This is a genomic window from Salmonella sp. A29-2, from assembly GCF_020150755.1.
GTDB lineage: Bacteria > Pseudomonadota > Gammaproteobacteria > Enterobacterales > Enterobacteriaceae > Salmonella > Salmonella enterica.
The window spans coordinates 1,161,353-1,183,935 of sequence record NZ_CP083731.1 but is presented as its reverse complement, the minus strand read 5'-3'; the positions used below and the strand labels follow the sequence as shown (position 1 = coordinate 1,183,935).

At 50.7% G+C, this 22,583-nt stretch carries 26 protein-coding genes and 1 other annotated feature; of the genes, 13 read left to right on the top strand and 13 right to left on the bottom strand.

The window, feature by feature from the left end:
• Positions 1–6: 6 nt before the first annotated feature.
• Together yfiH and rluD are read right to left on the bottom strand one after the other, a co-directional pair.
• Complete coding sequence (gene yfiH, locus K8W53_RS05725) at positions 7–738, bottom strand: purine nucleoside phosphorylase YfiH (protein ID WP_000992639.1); 732 nt, start codon at positions 736–738, stop codon at positions 7–9.
• Positions 735–1,715 carry a 23S rRNA pseudouridine(1911/1915/1917) synthase RluD gene (gene rluD, locus K8W53_RS05720; protein WP_023138905.1) on the bottom strand — a complete coding sequence of 327 codons (981 nt, stop codon included), beginning with the start codon at positions 1,713–1,715 and terminating at the stop codon, positions 735–737. Before rluD ends, yfiH begins: the two co-directional genes overlap by 4 nt.
• Before the next feature lie 131 nt (positions 1,716–1,846).
• Between rluD and bamD the strand changes: the two genes are divergently transcribed.
• The 4 genes from bamD (at position 1,847) to pheA (ending at position 4,605) form a co-directional block, all read left to right on the top strand.
• Positions 1,847–2,584, top strand: a complete 738-nt coding sequence (gene bamD / locus K8W53_RS05715) for an outer membrane protein assembly factor BamD (RefSeq protein WP_000197660.1) — start codon at positions 1,847–1,849, stop codon at positions 2,582–2,584.
• Positions 2,585–2,855: 271 nt separating this feature from the next.
• Positions 2,856–3,194, top strand: a complete 339-nt coding sequence (gene raiA / locus K8W53_RS05710) for a ribosome-associated translation inhibitor RaiA (RefSeq protein ID WP_000178449.1) — start codon at positions 2,856–2,858, stop codon at positions 3,192–3,194.
• 102 nt (positions 3,195–3,296) lie between these two features.
• Positions 3,297–3,422 (top strand) — a sequence feature (Phe leader region).
• Positions 3,298–3,345 carry a pheA operon leader peptide PheL gene (gene pheL / locus K8W53_RS05705; protein ID WP_010989056.1) on the top strand — a complete coding sequence of 16 codons (48 nt, stop codon included), beginning with the start codon at positions 3,298–3,300 and terminating at the stop codon, positions 3,343–3,345. Its footprint overlaps the feature before it by 48 nt.
• A 22-nt stretch (positions 3,423–3,444) precedes the next feature.
• Complete coding sequence (pheA, locus tag K8W53_RS05700; RefSeq protein WP_000200080.1) at positions 3,445–4,605, top strand: bifunctional chorismate mutase/prephenate dehydratase; 1,161 nt, start codon at positions 3,445–3,447, stop codon at positions 4,603–4,605.
• Here pheA and K8W53_RS05695 read toward each other — a convergent pair.
• Genes K8W53_RS05695 through aroF form a run of 3 tightly spaced genes read right to left on the bottom strand, consistent with a single transcriptional unit; the run spans position 4,566 to position 7,733 of the window.
• Positions 4,566–5,474 (bottom strand): SMP-30/gluconolactonase/LRE family protein, encoded by a 909-nt coding sequence (locus K8W53_RS05695; protein WP_052939541.1) that lies wholly within the window; start codon positions 5,472–5,474, stop codon positions 4,566–4,568. The two genes, pheA and K8W53_RS05695, sit on opposite strands and share 40 nt — an antisense overlap.
• A 57-nt stretch (positions 5,475–5,531) precedes the next feature.
• Positions 5,532–6,653: a bifunctional chorismate mutase/prephenate dehydrogenase gene (tyrA, locus tag K8W53_RS05690; RefSeq protein WP_023224291.1), complete on the bottom strand. Its 1,122-nt coding sequence runs from the start codon at positions 6,651–6,653 to the stop codon at positions 5,532–5,534.
• A gap of 9 nt (positions 6,654–6,662) precedes the next feature.
• Positions 6,663–7,733 carry a 3-deoxy-7-phosphoheptulonate synthase AroF gene (aroF, locus tag K8W53_RS05685; RefSeq protein WP_001168062.1) on the bottom strand — a complete coding sequence of 357 codons (1,071 nt, stop codon included), beginning with the start codon at positions 7,731–7,733 and terminating at the stop codon, positions 6,663–6,665.
• 439 nt (positions 7,734–8,172) lie between these two features.
• Between aroF and K8W53_RS05680 the strand changes: the two genes are divergently transcribed.
• Both K8W53_RS05680 and dgcN read left to right on the top strand, forming a co-directional pair.
• Positions 8,173–8,691, top strand: a complete 519-nt coding sequence (locus K8W53_RS05680) for a YfiR family protein (RefSeq protein WP_001212379.1) — start codon at positions 8,173–8,175, stop codon at positions 8,689–8,691.
• Entirely contained in the window at positions 8,684–9,904 is a 1,221-nt protein-coding gene (gene dgcN, locus K8W53_RS05675; protein WP_001030985.1) for a diguanylate cyclase DgcN, read from the top strand. The genes K8W53_RS05680 and dgcN overlap by 8 nt, the downstream gene beginning before the upstream one ends.
• A gap of 156 nt (positions 9,905–10,060) precedes the next feature.
• Here dgcN and rplS read toward each other — a convergent pair whose 3' ends face one another.
• From rplS to ffh, 5 genes are all read right to left on the bottom strand, one after another.
• Complete coding sequence (rplS, locus tag K8W53_RS05670) at positions 10,061–10,408, bottom strand: 50S ribosomal protein L19 (RefSeq protein ID WP_000065257.1); 348 nt, start codon at positions 10,406–10,408, stop codon at positions 10,061–10,063.
• A gap of 40 nt (positions 10,409–10,448) precedes the next feature.
• Positions 10,449–11,216 carry a tRNA (guanosine(37)-N1)-methyltransferase TrmD gene (gene trmD, locus K8W53_RS05665; RefSeq protein ID WP_000469813.1) on the bottom strand — a complete coding sequence of 256 codons (768 nt, stop codon included), beginning with the start codon at positions 11,214–11,216 and terminating at the stop codon, positions 10,449–10,451.
• A gap of 44 nt (positions 11,217–11,260) precedes the next feature.
• Entirely contained in the window at positions 11,261–11,809 is a 549-nt protein-coding gene (gene rimM, locus K8W53_RS05660; protein WP_000043266.1) for a ribosome maturation factor RimM, read from the bottom strand.
• Between the two features lie 18 nt (positions 11,810–11,827).
• Entirely contained in the window at positions 11,828–12,076 is a 249-nt protein-coding gene (rpsP, locus tag K8W53_RS05655) for a 30S ribosomal protein S16 (protein ID WP_000256453.1), read from the bottom strand.
• Between the two features lie 252 nt (positions 12,077–12,328).
• Positions 12,329–13,690, bottom strand: a complete 1,362-nt coding sequence (gene ffh / locus K8W53_RS05650; protein WP_000460052.1) for a signal recognition particle protein — start codon at positions 13,688–13,690, stop codon at positions 12,329–12,331.
• A 165-nt stretch (positions 13,691–13,855) separates the two neighbouring features.
• Here ffh and K8W53_RS05645 point away from each other — a divergent pair, with 165 nt between their 5' ends.
• From K8W53_RS05645 to K8W53_RS05635, 3 genes are all read left to right on the top strand, one after another.
• Positions 13,856–14,647, top strand: coding sequence for an inner membrane protein YpjD (locus K8W53_RS05645; RefSeq protein WP_001537507.1), 792 nt, complete (start codon positions 13,856–13,858; stop codon positions 14,645–14,647).
• A gap of 19 nt (positions 14,648–14,666) precedes the next feature.
• Positions 14,667–15,953 (top strand): HlyC/CorC family transporter, encoded by a 1,287-nt coding sequence (locus K8W53_RS05640; RefSeq protein WP_127172650.1) that lies wholly within the window; start codon positions 14,667–14,669, stop codon positions 15,951–15,953.
• A 120-nt stretch (positions 15,954–16,073) separates the two neighbouring features.
• Positions 16,074–16,679, top strand: a complete 606-nt coding sequence (locus K8W53_RS05635) for a hypothetical protein (RefSeq protein WP_001727770.1) — start codon at positions 16,074–16,076, stop codon at positions 16,677–16,679.
• A 34-nt stretch (positions 16,680–16,713) separates the two neighbouring features.
• Here the strand turns inward: K8W53_RS05635 and grpE are convergent, their stop codons facing one another.
• Positions 16,714–17,304 (bottom strand): nucleotide exchange factor GrpE, encoded by a 591-nt coding sequence (gene grpE, locus K8W53_RS05630; protein WP_001518875.1) that lies wholly within the window; start codon positions 17,302–17,304, stop codon positions 16,714–16,716.
• Positions 17,305–17,427: 123 nt separating this feature from the next.
• On the opposite strand from grpE, the gene nadK reads away from it, so the two are divergent.
• The 3 genes from nadK to bamE all read left to right on the top strand — a co-directional run bounded on the left by nadK (position 17,428) and on the right by bamE (position 20,540).
• Entirely contained in the window at positions 17,428–18,306 is an 879-nt protein-coding gene (gene nadK / locus K8W53_RS05625) for an NAD(+) kinase (protein WP_001059155.1), read from the top strand.
• Positions 18,307–18,391: 85 nt separating this feature from the next.
• Complete coding sequence (gene recN, locus K8W53_RS05620; RefSeq protein ID WP_000880965.1) at positions 18,392–20,053, top strand: DNA repair protein RecN; 1,662 nt, start codon at positions 18,392–18,394, stop codon at positions 20,051–20,053.
• Positions 20,054–20,201: 148 nt separating this feature from the next.
• A complete protein-coding gene (gene bamE / locus K8W53_RS05615; protein WP_001203445.1) occupies positions 20,202–20,540 on the top strand; it encodes an outer membrane protein assembly factor BamE in 339 nt (112 codons plus the stop codon).
• A 160-nt stretch (positions 20,541–20,700) separates the two neighbouring features.
• Here bamE and K8W53_RS05610 read toward each other — a convergent pair whose 3' ends face one another.
• Both K8W53_RS05610 and K8W53_RS05605 read right to left on the bottom strand, forming a co-directional pair.
• A complete protein-coding gene (locus tag K8W53_RS05610) occupies positions 20,701–20,991 on the bottom strand; it encodes an RnfH family protein (protein ID WP_001112990.1) in 291 nt (96 codons plus the stop codon).
• The gene (locus tag K8W53_RS05605; protein WP_001537508.1) at positions 20,981–21,418 is read right to left on the bottom strand and encodes a type II toxin-antitoxin system RatA family toxin; all 438 of its coding nucleotides are present in this window, start codon (positions 21,416–21,418) and stop codon (positions 20,981–20,983) included. The genes K8W53_RS05610 and K8W53_RS05605 overlap by 11 nt, the downstream gene beginning before the upstream one ends.
• 188 nt (positions 21,419–21,606) lie before the next feature.
• Between K8W53_RS05605 and smpB the strand changes: the two genes are divergently transcribed.
• Complete coding sequence (gene smpB, locus K8W53_RS05600) at positions 21,607–22,089, top strand: SsrA-binding protein SmpB (protein ID WP_001518569.1); 483 nt, start codon at positions 21,607–21,609, stop codon at positions 22,087–22,089.
• Positions 22,090–22,583 lie beyond the last annotated feature (494 nt).

Below are 22,583 nucleotides of genomic sequence, written 5' to 3'. Positions count from 1 at the left end.
TTTAGGTTATATCAGCCAAATAAAACTTGCCATACGACCTGTCGTCTTGTCGCGACGATAAGAGAAGAAAGTCTCACTTTCGCTAAAGGTGCAGCGATCCCCGCCATAGACATGTTCAACGCCGGTATTCGCCAGACGTTGGCGTGCAAGCTGATAAATATCCGCCAGAAATTTTTCCCCGTGCGGCAAAAATGCGCTATCGGCTTGCGCATCTTTTGCTAAAAATGCGTCACGCACTTCCGGCCCCACTTCAAACGCGGTCGGGCCGATCGCCGGACCTAACCAGGCGATGATATTTTCTGGTTTGTCAGCAAAGCAGGTGACAGTTTCCTCCAGTACGCCTTCACATAATCCGCGCCAGCCCGCATGAGCCGCCGCCACTTCTGTTCCCTCACGGTTACAGAATAGCACAGGCAGGCAGTCTGCCGTCATTACCGCGCAGACGGTTCCTGGCGTATTACTGTAAGACGCATCCGCACGTTTGGAGGCATAAGGTTCTCCGGTAAGCCTCAACACATTTTTACCGTGAACCTGTTCAAGCCAGACAGGTTTCGAAGGTAGATTGCCCGCCGCAAACAGACGCTTGCGGTTCTCTTCAACATGCTCCGGGTTATCGCCGCAATGCGCGCCCAGATTCAGCGAGTCGTAAGGCGGTAAACTCACCCCGCCAATACGGGTAGAACTACAGGCTGCGACGCCTTTCGGCAGCGGCCACTGCGGGACAATCAGTGCATTCATAACCAGTCCACATCATCTTTATGATCTTCGAAATCGACGCGCATCGCATCAATAAGGTCCACCATATCCTGTGGAATCGGCGCGTGCCACTCCATTTCGATACCCGATACAGGATGGTAGAGACGCAGCATCGTTGCATGAAGCGCCTGGCGGTCAAACTTACGCAGAGTGGAAATAAACTCTTCCGATGCGCCTTTCGGTGGACGTGGACGACCACCGTAGACCTGATCGCCCACTAACGGGTGCGTAATATGCGCCATATGCACGCGGATCTGGTGCGTACGCCCGGTCTCCAGACGCAACCTAAGACGCGTGTGCACACGGAAATGTTCCATAATGCGGTAGTGGGTCACCGCCGGTTTGCCCATGGGATGCACCGACATATGGGTACGTTTGGTCGGGTGACGACTGATGGGTTCATTCACCGTTCCTCCCGCCGTCATATGTCCGATCGCGACCGCTTCATATTCGCGGGTGATCTCGCGCAGCTGCAAAGACTCCACCAGGCGCGTTTGCGCCGGAACGGTTTTGGCCACCACCATCAGACCCGTCGTGTCCTTATCCAGACGATGCACAATGCCCGCGCGCGGAACATCCGCAATCGGCGGATAATAATGTAGCAACGCGTTCAGTACCGTACCGTCCGGGTTACCCGCGCCAGGATGTACCACCAGATCGCGTGGTTTGTTGATAACCAGAATATCGTCATCTTCATAAACAATATCTAACGGGATATCCTGCGCTTCAAAACGAATCTCTTCGTCGATCTCCGCATCAATAGCCACCCGCTCGCCGCCTAACACTTTTTCTTTTGGCTTATCGCAAAGTTGACCATTGACCAACACGCGCTGATTCAAAATCCATTCTTTTATACGCGAACGTGAATAATCCGGGAACATTTCGGCCAAAGCCTGATCTAAGCGTTGACCGAGTTGGTTTTCGGAGACCGTTGCGGTGAGTTGTACTCGTTGTGCCATATACAGCTTCTTCGTTTAACGTTGGGTTTTACGGCTTTGCCGTTTAATATAGTGTGCTATTGTAGCTGGTCTTAACCGGGAGCAGGAACAGAGAATCTCCCGTAAAACATTTTGAGGAAAGTCAAAACGTCATGACGCGCATGAAATATCTGGTGGCAGCAGCCACGTTGAGCCTGTTTCTGGCGGGTTGCTCGGGTTCAAAGGAAGAGGTGCCCGATAATCCGCCGAATGAAATCTACGCGACTGCTCAGCAAAAGCTGCAGGACGGTAACTGGAAACAGGCAATAACGCAATTGGAAGCGTTAGATAATCGTTATCCATTCGGACCGTATTCTCAGCAGGTGCAGTTGGATCTTATCTACGCCTATTACAAAAACGCCGATTTGCCGCTAGCGCAGGCCGCCATCGATCGTTTTATGCGTCTTAATCCAACGCACCCTAATATTGACTATGTCATGTACATGCGCGGCCTGACGAACATGGCGCTGGATGATAGCGCGCTGCAGGGTTTCTTTGGCGTCGATCGCAGCGATCGCGATCCGCAACATGCGCGGGCGGCGTTCAATGACTTTTCGAAACTGGTACGCAGCTACCCTAATAGCCAGTACACCACCGACGCCACTAAGCGTCTGGTATTCCTGAAAGACCGTCTGGCGAAATATGAATATTCCGTCGCAGAGTACTATACCGCGCGCGGCGCATGGGTTGCGGTCGTAAACCGGGTAGAAGGTATGCTACGCAATTATCCTGATACGCAGGCCACGCGCGATGCGTTGCCGCTGATGGAAAACGCCTATCGTCAGATGCAGCTGAATGCGCAGGCTGACAAAGTCGCGAAAATTATTGCCGCTAACAGCAAAAACACCTGAAGCAATACCAACAAGCAAAACGGCAGCCTTCCGGCTGCCGTTTTTTTATTCGATATCTGATGCAACAGAAATGATTTCACTGCAACGCATCCAGTCAAATATGGCCTGCTTTCAGCCATTCCTCAAGTAAAAGATCGCTTCTTCCTGCGATGCCTCACAAAAAGTTCTCCTTGACAAAAAGTGACAAAATAATGTGATTTACATCACACATTTTGACATTAAGAACGGTATGCTGGAATCACCAAGACGGGAAAGACAAGAGGTAAAATTTATGACAATGAACATTACCAGTAAACAAATGGAAATTACTCCGGCAATCCGCCAACATGTCGCAGACCGTCTCGCCAAACTGGAAAAATGGCAAACTCACCTGATTAATCCTCATATCATTCTGTCTAAAGAGCCACAGGGCTTTATTGCTGACGCCACCATTAATACACCGAACGGACATCTGGTCGCCAGCGCAAAACACGAAGATATGTACACCGCTATTAATGAATTGATCAACAAGCTGGAACGGCAGCTCAATAAAGTGCAGCACAAAGGCGAAGCCCGTCGTGCCACCGCATCGGTGAAAGATGCCAGCTTCGTCGAAGCAGAAGAAGAGTAGTCCCTTACATTGAGTGTATCGCCAACGCGCCTTCGGGCGCGTTTTTTGTTGACAGGATTAAAACAGTACGGGTACTGTACTTACGTACACAAAGGAAACAGTTATGAAGCTAACCCGGTTTTTCTTCGCATTCTTTTTTATCTTCCCCTGACCGGGAGGCGTTTCGTCATGTGATAAAGAATGCGAAGACGAACAAGAAGGCCTCCCCCACCGGGAGGCCTTTTTTATTGATAACAAAAAAGGCAACACTATGACATCGGAAAACCCATTACTGGCGCTGCGAGATAAAATCAGCGCTTTAGACGAAGAGTTACTGGCCTTACTGGCAAAACGACGCGCGCTGGCGATTGAAGTGGGACAAGCAAAACTACTGTCACATCGTCCGGTTCGGGATATCGATCGTGAACGCGCGCTGCTGGACAGACTCATCCATCTCGGTAAAGCCCACCATCTCGACGCACACTACATTACCCGTCTGTTCCAGCTTATCATTGAAGACTCCGTGCTTACTCAGCAGGCGCTGCTGCAACAACATCTGAATAATACTCACCCTCATTCGGCACGTATTGCGTTTCTTGGGCCGAAAGGCTCCTATTCTCATCTCGCGGCGCGCCAGTATGCTGCACGCCATTTTGAGCAATTTATTGAGAGCGGTTGCGCAAAATTCACCGATATTTTTCATCAGGTCGAAACCGGCCAGGCCGATTACGCCGTGGTTCCGATAGAGAACACCAGCTCCGGCGCTATCAACGATGTGTACGACTTATTGCAACACACCAGTCTGTCGATTGTCGGTGAGATGACCGTCACTATCGATCACTGCGTACTGGTTTCCGGCGCTACGGATCTGAATACCATCGAAACGGTGTACAGCCATCCGCAGCCGTTCCAGCAGTGCAGTAAATTTTTGAGCCGCTATCCGCACTGGAAAATTGACTATACCGAGAGTACGTCGGCAGCGATGGAAAAAGTCGCGCAGGCAAACTCTCCGCGCGTCGCGGCGCTCGGCAGCGAGGCAGGCGGCATGTTGCACGGTTTACAGGTGCTGGAACGCATCGCCGCAAACCAGACGCAGAATATCACCCGCTTTCTGGTACTGGCGCGCAAAGCCATTAACGTTTCCGATCAGGTTCCGGCAAAAACCACTCTGTTAATCGCCACCGGGCAGCAAGCTGGCGCGCTGGTCGAAGCGCTGCTGGTGCTGCGTAACCACAATCTCATCATGACGAAACTGGAGTCGCGCCCCATTCACGGCAATCCGTGGGAAGAGATGTTTTATCTCGATATTCAGGCGAACCTGGAGTCGCAGGTAATGCAAAGCGCGCTAAAAGAGCTGGGCGAGATCACGCGCTCAATGAAAGTGCTTGGCTGCTATCCCAGCGAAAACGTCGTGCCGGTAGAACCTGCCTGACGTTCAATAAAACGGCTTTTCTTCATCCCTGCGACGGCTACCTGCAGGGTGAAGATGGCGCCGGAGAGCGGATAATCCGCCACTTCCTGAGCAGACATATTTTCTCTGGTAGTTGTAATAAACAGCGTTTTCATATCTGCGCCGCCAAAGCAAACCATCGTCGGACAACGTACCGGCAACCGGTACTCTTCCAGCTGCTCTCCTTGCGGTGAGAAACGCGCCACGCGCCAGCCGTCAAACATCGCGCTCCAGTAGCACCCTTCGCTATCCATCGCCGCGCCGTCGGGAAGTCCTTCTCCTTCGCCAAAATGGCGAAAAAGTTCACGCTTGCCCGGTTCGCCATGCTTATCAAGTAACGTGCGGTATATCACGCCATTCGGCGTATCGGAGGTATACATCCACTGGTTATCCGGGCTGAACGCCAGGCCGTTGTGTCCCTGGATATCGCACTGGATCACTTTTGCCGTCAGGTCATGATCGATCCGCATCAGCAACGCGCCATTATAGTCACCTGGCGCCCAGAACGTTCCGGCATAAAAACGTCCATCGCCATCAGTGCCGCCATCGTTGAAACGCGCCAATTTCGTATTAGAGGGATTGTCGCAAACCTTACGCTGCAATAATCCATTTTTATCGGCCAGCCAGATAGCATGACGCATGGCCACAATAAATCCGCCCTGCTCACGCAAGGCAAAACAGCCCACCGCTTCCGGAAACGCCAGCACGCTATGCGTCCCGCTCGCCGGATGGTAACGATGGATCTCCTGTTCCAGGATATCGGTCCAATACAGCGCGCTTTCATCCTCGCTCCATGTGGGGCATTCTGGTAAATGTCCGGCATAATCAAATAAAACGTGCGGCGTAGTCATAACGGTTCCTTAAACGAAAAAAGCCAGCAAAGCTGGCTTTTAGTATAGATGTCATCATTATGGTCGGCTGTCATTCGCCTGACGCAATAACACACGGCTCTCATTCTGGAAGCGTCTGGCATAATCGCCAAACCAGTGTTCAACTTTGCGAAAACTGTCGATAAAAGCCTGCTTATCACCCTGTTCCAGTAACCCGATAGCATCGCCAAAACGTTTATAGTAACGCTTGATAAGCGCCAGATTGCGCTCCGACGACATAATAATGTCCGCATACAGTTGCGGGTCCTGGGCGAACAGACGCCCGACCATCGCCAGCTCCAGTCGATAAATCGGCGATGATAGCGCCAGAAGCTGCTCAAGCTGGACGTTCTCTTCCGCCAGATGCAGCCCATAAGCGAAGGTAGCAAAGTGGCGCAACGCCTGGATAAAAGCCATGTTCTGATCGTGCTCGACTGCGCTAATTCGGTGCAACCGCGCGCCCCACACCTGGATTTGCTCAAGGAACCACTGATACGCTTCCGGTTGACGCCCATCACACCAGACCACCACCTGCTTCGCCAGGCTCCCGCTGTCCGGACCAAACATCGGATGCAAGCCCAACACGGGGCCATCATGGGCCGCCAACATTGCCTGCAACGGACCGCTTTTCACCGATGCCAGATCGACCAGAATACAGTCGGACGGCAAGGGCGGCAGTTGCGCTATGACCTGTTCAGTAACATGAATCGGCACGCTGACGATCACCATTCCGGCATCGGCAACAATGTCCCTGGCGCGCGGCCAGTCCTGCTGTTCCAGAATACGGACCTGATAGCCCGACAGCATGAGCATTTTTTCAAACAGACGCCCCATCTGTCCGCCGCCGCCCACAATGACGACCGGACGCAGAGAAGGACAAAGCGTTTTGAACCCCTTATCATTTTCGCTGGAGTAAGATTCGCGCATTACCCGGCGCAGGACATCTTCAATGAGATCGGGCGGGACACCGATCGCTTCTGCTTCCGCCCGTCGTGAAGCCAGCATAGAGGCCTCACGCTCTGGCACGTAAATAGGCAGGCCAAAACGGCTTTTCACCTCGCCGACTTTGGCAACCAGTTCCAGGCGCTTAGCCAGTAAATTCAACAACGCTTTATCGACATCATCTATTTGATCGCGTAATGCGGTCAATTCAGCAACCATAACAACCTCTTATGCGACGCGCACCGCCAGCTGGCCGCTCAAATCTTTATGAATTTCACGCAACAGGGCATCGGTCATCTCCCAGCTAATACAAGCATCGGTGACGGAAACGCCATACTTCATTTCGCTGCGCGGCTGTTCGGAAGACTGATTACCCTCATGAATATTACTTTCAATCATTAAGCCAATGATTGAACGATTGCCATCTTTAATCTGCGCAACCACAGATTCGGCAACGGCTGGCTGGCGGCGATAATCTTTATTGGAGTTACCATGACTGCAATCTACCATCAGCGAAGGACGTAGTCCCGCCTGTTCCATCTCTTTTTCACACTGAGCGACATCTGCCGGGCTATAGTTTGGCGCTTTGCCGCCACGCAGAATTACATGGCCATGCGGATTTCCCTGGGTTTGCAATAACGCAACCTGACCGGCCTGGTTAATGCCAACAAAACGATGAGGTTGCGCAGCGGCGCGCATGGCGTTAATCGCTGTCGCCAGGCTGCCATCCGTGCCGTTTTTAAAGCCGACCGGCATAGAAAGACCAGACGCCATTTCGCGGTGGGTTTGCGATTCGGTTGTGCGCGCGCCTATCGCCGACCAGCTAAACAGATCGCCCAGGTATTGCGGGCTATTCGGATCCAACGCTTCGGTCGCCAATGGCAACCCCATATTCACCAGTTCCACCAGTAGCTGACGCGCTATTTTCAACCCGGCTTCCACATCAAATGAGCCATCCATGTGAGGATCGTTAATCAGCCCTTTCCAGCCGACGGTAGTCCGCGGCTTTTCAAAATAGACGCGCATTACCAGATAGAGGCTATCGCTGACCTCTGCGGCAAGGGCTTTAAATCGACGGGCATATTCCAGAGCGGTTTCAGGATCGTGAATAGAACAAGGACCGCATACCACCAACAGACGCGGATCGCGCCCGGCAATAATGTCAGAAATGATTCCCCGGGACTGCGCTATCTGCGCTTCCTGCGCCAGACTCAACGGAAAGGCCGCTTTAAGCTGCTCCGGCGTCATTAATACCTGTTCATCGGTGATACGTACGTTATTCAGCGCGTCTTTTTGCATGATGGCGATCCTGTCTTTTCTTGTTTGCGATAGTTGATCCTCCACGAGGATGTTTAAACCATACCACAAAAAGTAAAGATTTCAATCCATATTACGTAAAATAAACTTTACACCATGCGCAATCGTCGATTAAACCCCTTCATTTCGTATCAAAAACTTTACACAACAAGTGAATTATTTTATTCCCAGCCTCAGAAAAGCGGTAAAATGAGCGATGCTCGCTATTTTTTGATTATTTTTTCTCCGCACACATATTTTTACTTTCTGATATAGGGTGATTAATACCATTATCACAAGAATTTAATATCAGGGATGCCATTTAAATTATTCATATTATCAATAAGAAATAATGACGATATGGCAAAATAATGTTATTTTGCTACAAACAATCACGGATGTATTTTAATGCTTTACGACTGAAGATGGTGGGGACTTGTTAATGCGTTTTTCTCACCGATTTATCCTTCTGTTATCGCTATTATTAGCAAGCTTGCCTCTGTATGCTCAACGCGTCACGGAAGAAGAGAAATCCGTACGCGCCATCGTCTCCGGTATCGTCAGTTATACACACTGGCCGGCGTTATCCGGGCCGCCAAGGCTATGCATATTTTCATCTGCGCGTTTTGTCAGGGTACTTAGCGAAGAGGCTGACTGGGCTTTCCCTTATCAACCGCTTGTCATCCGTACCACACAAGAAGCCCTGAGCGCCCGCTGTGATGGTTTTTACTTTGGCAATGAATCGCCAGCTTATCAGGTGGAGTTAACGCGTCATTATCCAGTTAATGCTTTGTTATTAATTGCCGAGCAAAATACTGAATGTATTATTGGCAGCGCATTTTGTCTGATCATTAACAATGATGAAGTCAAATTTTCCGTCAACCTGGACTCCCTCTCGCATAGCGGCGTGAGAGTGAATCCAGAAGTATTAATGCTTGCACGGAATCAAAAGCATGAATAAGGAATTTTCTCTGTCCAGACCAACATTTAAACGCACACTACGGCGGATTAGTATAATCAGCGTGCTGCTTACAATGACATTGATCTGGCTATTAATTTGCGTTGCGTCTGTCCTTACGCTCAAACAGTATGCGCAAAAAAATCTCGATTTGACCGCCGCCACAATGGCCCATAGCCTTGAAGCGGCACTGGTATTTTCCGATAACGCGGCCGCAGCGGAAACGCTCGCCACACTGGGACGCCAGGGACAATTTTCAGCGGCGGAGGTCCGCGATAAAAATGGCCGTACTATCGCTTCATGGCGCTATGATGCGCGAGCCGCAGACGATAAGCTCATCGGCTTAATTAGCCACTGGCTTTTTCCATTGCCGGTATCGCAACCAGTCTGGCACAACGGCAGGGCCATCGGCGAAGTACGGCTTGTCGCCCGCGACAGCCTTATTGGTCATTTTATCTGGCTATCGCTGGCAGTGCTGACAGGATGTATTCTGCTGGCATCCGGCATTGCCCTGCTGCTCACGCGTTATTTACACAATGGCGTTGTGGATGCGCTGCAAAATATTACTGAAGTTGTACACGACGTTCGCACTAACCGAAATTTTTCACGCCGGGTACCTGATGAGCGTATTGCGGAATTTCACCTGTTTGCGCAGGATTTCAATAGCCTTCTGGATGAGATGGAAGAATGGCAGCTACGGCTTCAGGCTAAAAATGCCCAGTTACTACGTACCGCGCTGCACGATCCGCTGACGGGGCTTGCCAATCGCGCGGCATTTCGCAGCTGTATTAACGCGCTGATGAAGGACAATTCCGCTCGTAGCAGTTCGGCATTGTTATTTCTGGATGGCGATAACTTTAAATATATTAATGATACCTGGGGACATGCGGCAGGCGACCGCGTACTTATAGAGGTTGCCAAAAGATTAGCGGAATTCGGTGGTAGCCGTTATCAGACTTACCGACTCGGCGGCGATGAATTTGCGATGGTGCTTTACGATGTACATTCGGAATATGAAGTACAACGTATTTGCGCAGCGCTATCCCAGGCGTTTAATCGACCTTTTGAACTGCATAACGGCCAGCGAATAACGATGACCCTGAGTATTGGCTTTGCGCTGACATGGGAACATGCCACTGCCGAAAAACTACAAGAACTGGCCGATCGAAATATGTATCAGGCTAAACACCGGCGTGCGGAACGCTCGCTAAACTAAGGAACGGGCCTGGCCGTTTCTGACTCAGCGTTGAGACCACAGAATCAGCCTAATCATGCAACCGTCTATGGCGTGAAGCAAACCCATAAAAAAGGGGCCAGCGTAATGCCAGCCCCTTCTTTTCTACAAGCTTTCGGATGTTGCGAAAGCGCGTTCTTAGTTAAGACGCTCTTTGATACGAGCCGCTTTACCAGTACGCTCACGCAGGTAGTACAGTTTAGCTTTACGAACAGCACCACGACGTTTAACAGCAATGCTGTCAACTACCGGAGAGTGAGTCTGGAAGACACGCTCAACGCCTTCGCCGTTGGAAATTTTACGAACAGTGAATGCAGAGTGCAGACCGCGGTTACGAATAGCGATAACCACGCCCTCGAATGCCTGCAGACGTTTCTTGGTACCTTCAACAACCCATACTTTCACTTCCACGGTATCGCCCGGACGGAAGGAAGGTACGTTCTGCTTCATCTGCTCTTGTTCAAGTTGCTTAATAATGTTGCTCATAATTTAATCTCTTATCCTGGGTAAACTGATATTCGGGGGCCTATGCCATCCCATCATGTTTATGCTGCTGTTGTGCGTGTTCTGTTTTGAACTCCGCCAGCAACCTTGCTTGCTCTTCAGTCAGAGCCAGGTTTTCCAGAAGTTCAGGTCTTCTAAGCCAGGTTCGGCCCAGCGACTGTTTCAAACGCCAGCGACGTATCTCGGCATGGTTTCCCGACAGCAATACTGGCGGTACTTCCATCCCCTCTAACACTTCAGGGCGCGTATAGTGCGGACAATCCAGCAACCCATCAGCAAACGAATCTTCGATTGCTGATGCCTCATGCCCCAGAACCCCCGGTATAAACCGGGCGACGGAGTCAATCAGCGTCATTGCCGGTAGTTCGCCACCGCTGAGAACGTAATCGCCAATTGACCATTCTTCGTCAATTTCGGTCTGAATTACGCGCTCATCTACGCCTTCGTAGCGACCACACACCAGAATGAGTTTCTGATTCGTGGCCAGCTCGCTAACGCCCGCTTGATCAAGCTTGCGTCCCTGAGGCGACAGATAAATCACTTTAGCGCCTTCACCTGCCGCGGCTTTTGCTGCGTGAATAGCGTCCCGCAAGGGTTGCACCATCATTAACATCCCCGGTCCACCGCCGTAAGGACGATCGTCCACGGTACGGTGCCGGTCATGAGTAAAGTCTCGAGGACTCCAGCTTTGGATGTTCAGCAGGCCATTTTTTACTGCCCGGCCAGTTACCCCGTAATCGGTAATTGCGCGGAACATTTCAGGAAACAGGCTAACGATACCTATAAACACAAGCCAATCCCCATAACGCCGACTTTTACCGTTTATCCGGTGGTTTAAAAACCAGGATCCCAGTCTACTTCGATAGTACGAGTAGCGAGATCGACTTTCTTGATAACCTGCCCATCGAGGAACGGTACTAGTCGTTCCTTGATACCAAATGCATCTTTCAGGTTCGCCTTAATGACGAGAACGTCATTCGACCCGGTTTCCATCATGTCGATAACTTTACCGAGATCGTAGCCTTCAGCGGTGACTACCTGGCAACCCATCAGGTCTTTCCAGTAGTAGTCTCCCTCCTCAAGCGCAGGAAGTTGCGAGGAATCCACGACAATTTCGCAATTCGTCAGAAGATTCGCGGCATCTCGATCGTCAACGCCTTTCAGCTTGATGATCAGATCCTGATTGTGGTGCTTCCAGCTTTCCAGCTGTACCTGCTGCCACTGACCCGCCTTCTGGATAAACCAGGGCTGATAGTCAAAAATGCTTTCGGCGTCTTCAGTGGAGGAAAACACTCTGAGCCAACCACGGATACCGTATGAAGAACCCATTTTCCCCAGTACAACCGGTTCAGCGGGTACTTGTGCGGCGAGTTGCTTGCTCATCATGACCACCGTGACAGATTAAGCTGCTTTTTTTACTTCTTTGATCAGCGCCGCAACGCGATCGGAAATGGTTGCGCCCTGGCCAACCCAGTGAGCGATGCGATCCAGATCCAGGCGGGTGCCTTCTTCTTTTTCGCTAGCGATTGGGTTGAAGAAACCAACGCGCTCAATGAAGCGACCGTTGCGTGCATTACGGCTGTCGGTGACAACAACCTGGTAGAACGGACGCTTTTTAGCGCCGTGACGAGCTAAACGAATAGTTACCATAACATCCTCTTGTGTGAATAAAACAACCGGGCCCCATCGAGGAACGGAGCCCGGCGTCATATTAAAAGCCCGAAAATTTTACTGATTTCTGGGAGAATTGCAATCAACAGTTAATAACTCTGCTGTAGAAGGCCGTCGGCGGCGCAGCGAGTTCGGTACCGGCGTGCGCGCAGCCACCGCAGCGTACACGCAGTACGTGAGGATGGCGAGCACACCCCGGTGCCGAAATAGCAAGTGAGCCAGGCCGGGAAATTAGCGACCCGGGAAGCCTGGCGGCATCATCCCCTTCATACTCCGCATCATCTTCGCCATCCCGCCCTTCTTCATTTTCTTCATCATGCGCTGCATGTCGTCGAACTGTTTCAGAAGGCGGTTAACGTCCTGCACCTGCATCCCACAGCCCTGCGCGATACGACGCTTGCGGGAACCTTTGATGATTTCCGGCTTCGCGCGTTCTTTCAGCGTCATCGAATTGATGATCGCCTCCATACGCACCAGCACTTTGTCATCCATCTGCGATTTAACGTTGTCCGGAATCTGCCCCATGCCCGGTAATTTGCCCATCAGACTGGCCATACCGCCCATGTTTTTCATCTGTTTGAGCTGTTCCAGGAAGTCGTTCAGGTCGAAACCGTCGCCTTTCTTCAGTTTGGTCGCCAGCTTCTCAGCCTGTGCGCGGTCAACTTTGCTTTCGATATCTTCGATAAGAGACAGTACGTCGCCCATGCCGAGAATACGCGAGGCGATACGATCCGGGTGGAACGGCTCCAGCGCGTCGGTTTTCTCGCCGACACCGAGGAATTTAATCGGCTTACCGGTGATATGACGAATAGAGAGCGCCGCACCGCCACGAGCATCACCATCAACTTTGGTCAGCACCACGCCGGTTAACGGCAGCGCTTCGTTAAAGGCTTTTGCGGTATTCGCCGCATCCTGACCGGTCATCGCATCGACGACAAACAGCGTTTCTACTGGCTTGATAGAAGCGTGGACCTGTTTGATTTCGTCCATCATCGCTTCGTCAACGTGCAGACGACCGGCGGTATCCACCAGCAGCACGTCGTAGAATTTGAGCTTCGCTTCTTTCAGCGCGGCGTTGACGATATCAACCGGTTTCTGGCCGACATCAGACGGGAAGAAATCCACGCCAACCTGCTCAGCCAGCGTTTCGAGCTGTTTGATCGCCGCCGGGCGATAGACGTCGGCAGAGACGACCAGCACTTTCTTCTTGTGCTTCTCGCGCAAGAATTTACCCAACTTACCGACGCTGGTGGTTTTACCCGCCCCCTGCAGACCCGCCATCAATACTACGGCTGGCGGCTGCGCAGCTAAATTCAGCGTCTGGTTCTCTTCGCCCATCGCCGCAACCAGTTCGCTACGGACAATCTTGACGAACTCCTGCCCTGGGGTCAGGCTCTTGTTAACTTCATGACCAACCGCTTTCTCTTTTACGCGATTGATGAACTCACGCACTACCGGCAGCGCAACGTCAGCCTCCAGCAGCGCCATGCGCACTTCGCGCAGCGTCTCTTTAACGTTGTCTTCAGTAAGGCGCCCACGGCCACTGATATTGCGCAGCGTGCGCGACAAACGATCGGTTAAATTATCAAACATTGTCTCTCGCCTGGGGTGGAAACGGTTGGTCGCCGCAGCGACACAGTTACAGAATTTCGCCACAGTATACCATGAAGCCGTCTTTGTTGTTATGCAACGGTTGGAGCTGCGGTCACGTAACGCTATACTGCTTCTCTTTCTCACTGGTCAACTGTCGACACAACTATGCCCGTTTTTGCTTTACTTGCCCTTGTCGCCTACTCCTTCAGCCTCGCGCTGATCGTTCCCGGACTGTTGCAAAAAAACAGCGGCTGGCGGCGTATGGCTATTCTTTCTGCGGTCATCGCGCTGGTGTGCCATGCTGTCGCGCTGGAATCGCGTATTCTGCCCGGCGGCGACAGTGGACAAAACCTGAGCCTGCTGAATGTCGGTTCGCTGGTCAGCCTGATGATCTGCACGGTAATGACCATTGTCGCGTCGCGTAATCGCGGTTGGTTACTTCTGCCCATTGTCTATGCTTTTGCGCTGATTAACCTGGCCTTCGCCACATTCATGCCTAATGAATATATTACGCATCTGGAAGCGACCCCAGGCATGATGGTGCACATCGGTCTGTCGCTTTTCTCTTACGCGACGCTGATAATCGCCGCGCTGTATGCGCTACAGCTGGCGTGGATCGACTATCAGTTGAAGAACAAAAAGCTGGCGTTTAGTAATGAAATGCCGCCATTGATGAGCATTGAGCGCAAAATGTTTCATATCACGCAGATTGGCGTCGTACTGCTGACCCTTACTCTGTGTACCGGCCTGTTTTACATGCATAACCTGTTCAGTACTGAAAATATTGATAAAGCCGTGCTCTCTATCGTGGCATGGTTTGTCTATATCGTTCTGCTGTGGGGGCATTACCATGAGGGCTGGCGGGGTCGGCGGGTCGTGTGGTTTAACGTCGCAGGCGCGGGTATTCTGACGCTGGCCTATTTTGGTAGCCGCATATTACAGCAATTTGTAAGCTAAGCTTTTAAAGGAGTTTCCCCTGGAACACATTTCCACCACCACGCTGATTATCATATTAATCATCATGGTGGTCATCTCGGCCTATTTTTCCGGTTCCGAAACTGGAATGATGACGCTAAACCGTTACCGTTTACGCCATATGGCGAAGCAAGGTAATCGCTCGGCAAAACGGGTAGAAAAATTATTGCGTAAACCCGATCGACTGATAAGCCTGGTGCTGATCGGCAATAACCTGGTCAACATTCTTGCCTCGGCGCTCGGCACGATTGTGGGTATGCGGCTTTACGGCGACGCCGGCGTGGCTATCGCCACCGGGGTATTGACGTTTGTCGTGTTAGTTTTTGCTGAAGTCCTGCCCAAAACTATCGCCGCGCTCTATCCGGAAAAAGTGGCCTATCCCAGCAGCTTCCTGCTGGCGCCGTTACAGATACTGATGATGCCGCTGGTGTGGTTACTTAACACCATCACCCGCCTGCTGATGCGTCTGATGGGAATTAAAACGGACATCGTGGTCAGCGGGTCGTTAAGCAAAGAGGAATTACGCACTATCGTGCATGAATCCCGTTCGCAAATCTCTCGCCGCAATCAGGATATGCTGCTGTCGGTTCTCGACCTGGAAAAGGTCAGCGTGGATGACATCATGGTGCCGCGTAATGAAATTATCGGGATCGATATCAATGACGACTGGAAGTCTATCGAGCGGCAGCTCACCCACTCGCCGCACGGACGCATTGTGCTCTATCGCGATTCGCTGGATGACGCCATCAGTATGCTGCGCGTGCGTGAAGCCTGGCGGTTAATGGCCGAGAAAAAAGAGTTCACCAAAGAGATGATGCTGCGCGCCGCCGATGAAATCTATTACGTCCCGGAAGGTACGCCGCTCAGTACACAACTGATTAAATTTCAGCGTAATAAAAAGAAAGTCGGACTGGTCGTCAACGAATATGGCGATATCCAGGGGCTGGTCACCGTGGAAGATATTCTCGAGGAGATCGTTGGCGACTTCACCACATCGATGTCGCCGACACTGGCGGAAGAGGTCACGCCGCAAAACGACGGTTCGGTCATTATTGACGGTACCGCCAACGTCCGGGAAATCAATAAAGCGTTTAACTGGCACCTGCCGGAAGATGACGCGCGCACCGTCAACGGGGTGATTCTGGAGGCGCTGGAGGAAATTCCGGTTGCTGGCACGCGCGTGCGCATTGAGCAGTACGATATCGATATTCTCGATGTACAGGAAAATATGATTAAGCAGGTAAAGGTTGTACCGGTAAAGCCGCTGCGCGAGAGTGTGGCGGAGTAACACAATGGCGAACTCCGGTTCGCCTTTTTTATCGCCGTCTTTTAAGATTCCATCAATTCCTGCCATTTACTTAACAATGCAATAATGTCTTTTCAGGCATTCAGAAAGGATATTGATGTTATGTCAGAAGATTATGTAATTGAATGGGATAAGAATTTTGCAGACGACCTCAACGTCGTCGCCAACGTTTTTTTATCGCACAACCCAACCTTATGGCCCACTATTTTCTCTCAACTTTCGACGCAACCTGAAATCTTTGAAGACGAAGATGAAGACGAATATGGGTTGCAGGACGTCCTGGATTGTAGCGGTGGCGATCTCGGAAATAACGATCTGGCGCAGGCATTTTTACAAGTTCTACGCGGCGAAGGATTTATTCACCTCGTTGACTGGAAAGGTGAAGATGAAGAAGGCGAACTGGCTAATTTTGCCGCAGATCGCTTTTATGAACTCACAAAAAACCTGACGGATTCTGAGGAATTAAGAAATCTTCTTGTCGAAATAACCCAAGAGGATGAAATCTCCGATGTCTGTGAAGCCGGGGACCGTTACCTTGACGAGATCTTTGAACGCATCCAGACCGAACTCAATAAGAGGGGCTTCCAGATTTTTGATCTGAATGAAGGATCTGACACCTATAATGTGGTCGTTCTGCCAATGAGCGAATATAAAAAAATAGAGGATTTCAACACGCCGTGGCTGGAAGTGCAGGATTTTTTAAGCTAAAAAAATGGCCGACTTTACATCGGCCATCAGACTTTTACTTCGCCTTCGCTACCGTCACCATCGCCGCGCGAATGGTACGACCATTCAGCGTATAGCCTTTCTGCATAATACCCAGCACATTGCCTGCCGGAACCTCTTCCGACTCCACCATCGCAATCGCCTGATGCACGTTCGGGTCCAGCGGCACGTTGGTCTCAGCAATCACTTCCACGCCGAACTTACGCACCACATCCAGCATAGACTTCAGCGTCAGCTCAATCCCTTCGACCATTGCCGCCATATCCGGATTGGCTTTGTCTGCAACTTCCAGCGCGCGATCCAGGCTATCGATTACCGGCAGCAATTCGTTGACGAACTTCTCGAGAGCGAATTTATGCGCTTTTTCGATATCCTGTTCAGTACGACGGCGCAGGTTTTCCATTTCCGCTTTGATACGCAACACGGTGTCGCGTTCGCGAGTCTGGGCTTCTGCAAGCTGAACTTCCAGATTCGCAATTTTTTCATCGCGCGGATCCACCTGCTCAGCAGAATCGTTTGGTTCAACTGCCTCAACCTCTTCGTGCTGATCCATGATAATTTCTTCCGGGGCTTGCCCCTCAGGCGTTTTCTGTTCTTTACTACTCATGAATTTCTCCGCGTTTTTTTTCGCATTCATCTCGCTAACTTCGCTTATTATGGGGATCAGATTCAGGGTTTCAAGGGAAGTACTCACATTGTCATCAATCTTCGCTACAAGGACCTCAGAAAAATGAATAATCATTTCAAGTGTATCGGCATTGTGGGGCATCCGCGTCATCCCACCGCACTCACGACACATGAAATGCTCTACCGTTGGCTATGCGATCAGGGTTATGAGGTCATTGTGGAGCAACAAATCGCCCACGAATTACAGCTAAAAAATGTGCCAACCGGCACGTTGGCGGAAATTGGTCAACAGGCGGATCTGGCGGTAGTCGTGGGCGGCGACGGCAATATGCTTGGCGCAGCGCGTACGCTGGCGCGTTATGACATCAATGTGATTGGCATTAACCGCGGTAATCTTGGCTTCCTGACCGATCTCGATCCGGACAACGCCCTGCAACAATTATCTGATGTGCTGGAAGGTCGCTATATCTCCGAAAAACGTTTTCTGCTGGAAGCGCAGGTCTGCCAACAGGACCGCCAGAAGCGTATCAGCACAGCCATTAATGAAGTGGTGCTGCATCCGGGAAAAGTGGCGCATATGATCGAATTCGAGGTTTATATTGATGAAACCTTCGCTTTTTCACAGCGGTCTGATGGTTTGATCATTTCTACGCCGACAGGCTCCACCGCCTATTCGCTCTCCGCAGGCGGCCCTATTCTGACCCCTTCACTGGATGCAATCACCCTGGTGCCGATGTTCCCGCATACCTTGTCGGCGCGCCCGTTAGTCATTAACAGCAGTAGCACGATTCGTCTGCGTTTTTCGCATCGCCGTAGCGATCTGGAAATTAGCTGCGACAGCCAGATAGCGCTGCCTATTCAGGAAGGAGAAGATGTGCTGATTCGCCGCTGCGATTACCATCTCAACCTCATACATCCCAAAGACTATAGCTATTTCAATACATTAAGCACAAAACTCGGTTGGTCAAAAAAATTATTCTAATTTTACGTTAGCCTCTTTACTGTATAAAAAACCAGTTTATACTGTATTTAATTACAGTCATGGTTTTTCATACAGGAAAACAGCTATGTTGGCGCAACTGACCATCAGCAATTTTGCTATCGTTCGTGAGCTTGAGATCGATTTTCAGAGCGGAATGACCGTCATTACTGGTGAAACCGGCGCGGGTAAATCTATTGCGATTGATGCCCTGGGTCTGTGTCTGGGCGGTCGCGCTGAGGCCGATATGGTCCGTACCGGAGCGACCCGCGCCGATTTGTGTGCCCGCTTTGCGCTGAAAGACACGCCTGCGGCATTGCGCTGGCTGGAAGAAAACCAGCTTGAAGAAGGTCGCGAATGCTTACTTCGCCGCGTTATCAGCAGCGATGGCCGCTCACGGGGCTTTATTAACGGCACCGCTGTGCCCCTGTCTCAATTGCGCGAGCTCGGTCAGTTGCTGATTCAAATTCACGGTCAACATGCGCACCAGCAGCTTACCAAACCCGAACAGCAAAAATCGCTGCTGGATAGCTATGCCAACGAAGCCGCTTTAGCGCAGCAGATGGCTGCTCGCTACCAATTATGGCATCAAAGCTGCCGCGATCTCGCCCATCACCAGCAACAAAGCCAGGAACGCGCCGCGCGCGCGGAACTGCTGCAATATCAGTTAAAAGAGTTGAACGACTTTAATCCGCAGGCCGGCGAATTCGAGCAAATTGACGAAGAGTACAAACGGCTGGCCAACAGCGGGCAGTTGCTTACGACCAGCCAGAACGCTCTGGCGCTACTCGCGGACGGCGAAGACGTTAACCTGCAAAGCCAGTTATATAGCGCAAAACAACTGGTTAGCGAGCTGGTAGGTATGGACAGCAAGCTTTCCGGCATCCTGGATATGCTGGAAGAAGCCACTATCCAACTCACCGAAGCCAGCGATGAATTACGCCACTATTGCGAGCGTCTGGATTTAGACCCCAATCGCCTGTTTGAGCTTGAACAGCGCATCGCTAAACAAATTTCGCTGGCGCGAAAACATCATGTCAGCCCGGAAGCGCTGCCGCAGCTTTATCAGTCACTGCTCGAAGAACAGCAGCAGCTCGACGATCAGGCCGATTCGCTGGAAACGCTAACGCTGGCGGTTAATAAGCATCACCAACAAGCGCTGGAAACGGCGCAAGCGCTGCATCAACAGCGTCAGTTTTACGCCCAGGAGCTGGGGCAGTTGATCACTGAAAGTATGCATTTACTTTCAATGCCGCACGGTCTGTTTACTATCGACGTGAAATTTGATGAGCATCATCTGAGCAACGACGGCGCCGATCGCGTGGAGTTTAAAGTGACGACAAACCCGGGTCAGCCACTGCAGCCTATCGCTAAAGTCGCGTCTGGCGGTGAACTGTCGCGCATTGCGCTGGCTATTCAGGTGATTACCGCGCGCAAAATGGAAACGCCGGCGCTAATTTTTGACGAGGTCGATGTTGGCATCAGCGGCCCAACCGCCGCCGTGGTCGGTAAACTCCTGCGTCAGCTTGGCGAATCCACTCAGGTGATGTGCGTCACTCACCTGCCACAGGTAGCCGGGTGCGGTCACCAGCACTTCTTTGTCAGTAAAGAAACAGACGGGGCAATGACCGAAACCCATATGCAACCGTTGGATAAACGTGCGCGTTTACAGGAACTGGCCCGCCTGTTGGGAGGAAGTGAAGTTACGCGTAATACGCTGGCAAACGCAAAAGAACTGCTGGCGGCGTAAACTTTTTTATCTCCCGAAGGTCTGAGTTCACAACAAAAACGCCGTAAGACCCGACAGCAAAAGGTTTTAAAGTGATGAAAGGTCTATTATCATCGGCATATTAATATGAGCCACGTACTGCTCAGGCCCGAAAAGGAACCCAATCACTATGCGCTGTAAAACGCTGACTGCTGCCGCAGCAGTACTCCTGATGTTGACCGCAGGCTGTTCCACTCTGGAGCGAGTGGTTTACCGACCTGACATCAATCAGGGGAACTATCTTACACCTACGGATGTCGCCAAAGTGCGTGTTGGTATGACGCAACAACAGGTTGCGTATGCTTTAGGCACGCCGATGATGACCGATCCTTTTGGTACGAACACCTGGTTTTATGTCTTCCGCCAGCAGCCAGGACATGAGAACGTGACGCAGCAGACTCTGACGCTCACCTTTAACAGCAGCGGCGTGTTAACCAATATTGATAACAAACCGGCGTTGACGAAGTAATTTTGTGATACCGCCTGATGAGGTTACGTTCATCAGGCCTGCAAACCTCTCCCCACCATTTGGTACGAATTTGCCTGATGGCGCTACGTTCATCTGGCTTACAGGCACACCTGTGCTTCAGGTGTGGTACGGCTTTCACACCGTTATCCGGCAAGGTTAATTATCTGCCAGCCGATTTTTCGGCGCGCTGGCGGCGTAATGCTTTTGGATCGGCGATTAAGGGACGGTAAATTTCAACCCGATCGCCATCCTGCACCGTATCGGTGAGTTTTACCGGACGACTATAGATGCCCACTTTATTTTTCGCCAGATCGATATCTGTGCGCAATTCCAGCAAGCCGGAAGCGCGAATCGCCTCTTCGACCGTCGCGCCCTCCTCCAGCGTTACGCGCTGCAAATACTGCTTTTCCGGCAGCGCATAAGCCACTTCAACCACAAGTTTATCCGGCACGGTAAACCTCTTTGGCGCGAACCGTAAACGCCTGCACCATGTTGGACGCTAACTCTTTGAATATACGACCAAACGCCAGCTCAATGAGTTTATTGGTAAACTCAAAATCAAGCTGAAACTCAATACGGCACGCCTCGGGGCTGAGCGGGGTAAATTTCCAGCCGCCGATCAGCTTTTTAAAGGGGCCATCCACCAGATGCATCAGAATGCTCTGGTTACGCGTTAGCTGATTACGCGTCGTAAACGTCTTGCTGATACCCGCCTTCGACACGTCAACAGCCGCCGTCATCTGTGCTGGCGATGACTCCAGGACGCGACTACCAACACACCCAGGCAAAAACTGGGGATACGATTGCACGTCATTCACTAACTGATACATCTGTTCCGCACTGTAGGGGACTAAAGCAGTCCGACTAATCTGAGGCATAGCAATTCCCATCAACATAAATCGTGTAAATAATACCACTTATCAGCGAGTAAAAAAAATGCTGTCCCCAACCGTCATGCCTTAATTGTGCGTGCATAGCCCAACTCATGCTAAGATAGATTTTTGCACCTCATCAGGACGTAATGGGGTGTTTTCGATATCAGATTACCTATGAATTCACGACACTTATGACGAAGAAAAAAGCACATAAACCGGGCTCAGCCACCATCGCGCTGAATAAGCGCGCCCGGCACGAATACTTTATCGAAGAAGAGTTCGAGGCTGGTCTCGCCCTGCAAGGCTGGGAAGTAAAATCTCTGCGCGCAGGAAAAGCCAATATCGGCGACAGTTACGTTATCCTCAAAGATGGCGAGGCCTGGCTGTTTGGCGCAAACTTTACGCCGATGGCGGTCGCCTCGACACATGTCGTATGCGACCCAACCCGAACCCGCAAACTGTTGTTAAATCAGCGTGAGCTTGATTCGCTGTATGGCCGTATTAATCGTGAAGGTTATACTGTCGTCGCGCTTTCTCTGTACTGGAAAAATGCCTGGTGCAAAGTGAAGATCGGCGTGGCGAAAGGTAAAAAACAACATGATAAACGTTCCGATCTTAAAGAACGTGAGTGGCAACTGGATAAAGCACGCATTATGAAAAATGCAGGCCGATAATAGACATTTTTTGTGACCAGCTTCTCAGTATGAAGCTGGTCAATATTCATATCTCATTCATGCCTCGAAAATATATTCTTTGCGTCTGACGCTTATCAGTAGCAATAAATACCACACCACAACAAGAATATATTCTTTGTTTAAAAAAATTTTATAGCCTAATAACACAATACTTCAAATGATTTTTATAAAATTTAATATTGCTGAATACCTTCACAAAAGGTATTGTTTTTATGTTAAAAAAGAAAAAGAAGAAGAAATTAAAATTCATTATAAAACATAAAGATAAATAAAAAATCATCATACATTGTTAGCCCACCCCACCTCTCCTTAACACAAACTCCGTTATATTTCAGACGCACTAACACCTTTATCAATAGATCTTAATTTGCAGAAAGATTTTTTTCTGACTATATCATCTAATACGAAAGCACTAGTCAGGCACAAAAAATAAAGGGTTATTCGGCGAGAAAACCAGACCTTCACCTACGCTC